This window comes from Parendozoicomonas sp. 209JJ7-1 (assembly GCF_058147085.1).
On record NZ_JBYVJU010000051.1, the window covers coordinates 1 to 2352 of the forward strand.

The 2352-nt window shown below is 37.9% G+C and carries 2 protein-coding genes; both read left to right on the forward strand.

Translation table 11 applies throughout. The annotated features are described in order from the left end of the window. The first annotated feature begins 96 nt into the window (after positions 1 to 96). Positions 97 to 753, forward strand: coding sequence for a DUF2971 domain-containing protein (locus tag ACY2RQ_RS19170; RefSeq protein WP_490114618.1), 657 nt, complete (start codon positions 97 to 99; stop codon positions 751 to 753). A gap of 638 nt (positions 754 to 1391) precedes the next feature. Continuing rightward, positions 1392 to 2237 (forward strand): SDR family NAD(P)-dependent oxidoreductase, encoded by an 846-nt coding sequence (locus ACY2RQ_RS19175; RefSeq protein WP_490114619.1) that lies wholly within the window; start codon positions 1392 to 1394, stop codon positions 2235 to 2237. Positions 2238 to 2352 lie beyond the last annotated feature (115 nt).

The window sequence follows — 2352 nt, forward strand, 5'->3', positions numbered from 1 at the left end:
TCGGCACGCATAACAAGCGCATCCAGGTGACGCCTTCGGCGCACCTGATGCGGGCGTTATACGGATTAATCAAAGTCATCAGTGAAGTTGACATTAATGGAAAAAAGTAAGAAACGAACATACAGAAAGAAGAAGTTATTGCGTAGATATACGGACGTAACCTCTTTACTGCATATTCTAAGTAATAGAAAGATCACATTACTGAATCCCAATACATGGGATGACAAAAATGATACTCAATACATCGAGATTTATAAGGAAAAGCGGGATGTAAAAAATCTTTTGGCATTATGTTTTACTGACACTTCAGAGACCTATCATCATTGGAAAGTGTTTGCACATGGTAATACTGGTGTCTGCATACGATTTGATAAAGACAAGCTCGAGAGGCTTTTTGAGAGAAGCTCTAACATTCAGTATCGGAAAGTAAAATATCGCACGCTAAACACAATCAAGCGCTCTAGTGTAAAAATTGATGATCTACCCTTCGTCAAAAGATATGCTTTTAGAGATGAAAAAGAGTATCGGGTAATTTACGAGGACTCATCAGAATCTGAAAAGCCATTTTATGATTTTCCTATTGACGTGAGTTGCATCACAAGCATTGTCATCAACCCTTGGCTTAACAAAAGTCTTGCTGACACCCTTAAAAAAACAATTAAATCTATTGAAGGCTGTAGCAAGATAAGGCTTCTACAAACAAGCATGAATGAAAATAGTCAATGGCTAGATTGTGGTAAAAAATCCGTATAACAAGTAAATCCAGGTGACGCCTACGGCGCACCTGATTTAGGCGTTAGCTGTCACAGTCCAGAAAGTCATTCCTTTTCTCTGGTTCAGTGAAACCGTCAGGAAAAATAGTGAAACTGTCGTTAACTTCTAGAGTTAGGTTCAGTGAAGCTGGCTCAGGTTTTAGCGTTTTTTCCTTGTGCTATGCCAGCACTGATTTTTCAGTATTATTGTTGGTTACTCGAAGGCTGGCAGGAAAGTTCATCAACAGTGTTTTCGCATAAGCCAGCAGCCGTCAGCCGAGGTAAACCTGTAGGGAAACATTCTTCAGTGTTATCGTATCGTGAAGTTTCATTGTTCATGGTTTGCTGGCGATTGAGTTCAACGTAAAGACTTTTCGAGTTCAGCCGGTGCAAAGTTCCGGATTTTTGGTGGCATTCCATGCCACATCACTGTCATCACAAAACCGGCCTCAGCATTGGTGTTTTTGCTTTCATCATGCGCCATGAAAGTAGGGCGAAAAGGCTCAAGTTCAAGAGTAGAAAAACAGCTAACAAGAAAATCCAGGTGACGCCTACGGCGCACCTGATTTGGGCGTTATGTGCTTATAGAGTTCAAACTCAACTTATTGTATATTCAATAATTTATTCATAGGAGAAGTAATGAATAAAATAGCTCTCATAACCGGAGCAACAGACGGTATCGGTAGAGCAATTGCTTTACAGCTTGCTAAAGATGGTTTCACTATTCATGCAACAGGAAGAAATAAAGAAAGAGGAACTTCTTTACTTGAAGAATTAAAATTAATTACTGATACTGCTCATAAGTTATTCTTATTTGACATGTCTTCTATCGAGGAAAATAGAAAGTTTCTTGAAGAGTATTGTAGAAACCAATCAAGCTTGGACCTTCTAGTTCTTAATGCAAATGCTGCAACTAAACAATTGTACCTTTCCGTAGATGGTATAGAAAAAACCTTTGCTGTAGGATTAATTTCCCGAGCAATGTTTACATACTTTTTAAATGTCATACTGGAATCAACGCCTGATTCAAGGGTTGTACATATTGGTGATGCACGTCAAGCAGCAGATATTGACTTTAAATATGCATATTCAAATGAGCACTCTATTTTAAAAGCAACGACTCAATCCTATTCGGCAGGCTCATATTTTTGTTATTCACTCAATAATTTAAATCTCTCTAAAATACCTCATGAAATATATCTGCCTGGCGTAGTTAAAACAAAACAACTCGATGCTATGGGACCGTTCTTAGGAAAGCTTGTTTCTTTCTTTGCTCAAACAACAAGCAACGTGGCAAAAAAATTCAATAAACATCTATCAGCAGTATCTTGTAATGAAGCAGCTGGAAATTTCTATAATCAAGGTAAGCTATCAAAGTTTAATAAAAAGGTTTACTCAGAAAGACATCAAATAGAAAAATTGATTGAATTTATTAAGAAAACCACTAATTTAGATTTATCTAAAATTCCTCAGAATCGCACATAACAAGCGCATCCAGGTGACGCCTTCGGCGCACCTGATGCGGGCGTTAAGTGGCTAAACAAATATCATGCCTAACTTTAAGAATATAATTGAGAACACCGACAGTAAATCTGGTAGG

Coding starts and splice junctions, on each gene's coding strand:
- ACY2RQ_RS19170 (WP_490114618.1), top strand. CDS start 97: ATGGAAAAAAGTAAGAAACGAACATACAGAAAGAAGAAGTTATTGCGT.
- ACY2RQ_RS19175 (WP_490114619.1), top strand. CDS start 1,392: ATGAATAAAATAGCTCTCATAACCGGAGCAACAGACGGTATCGGTAGA.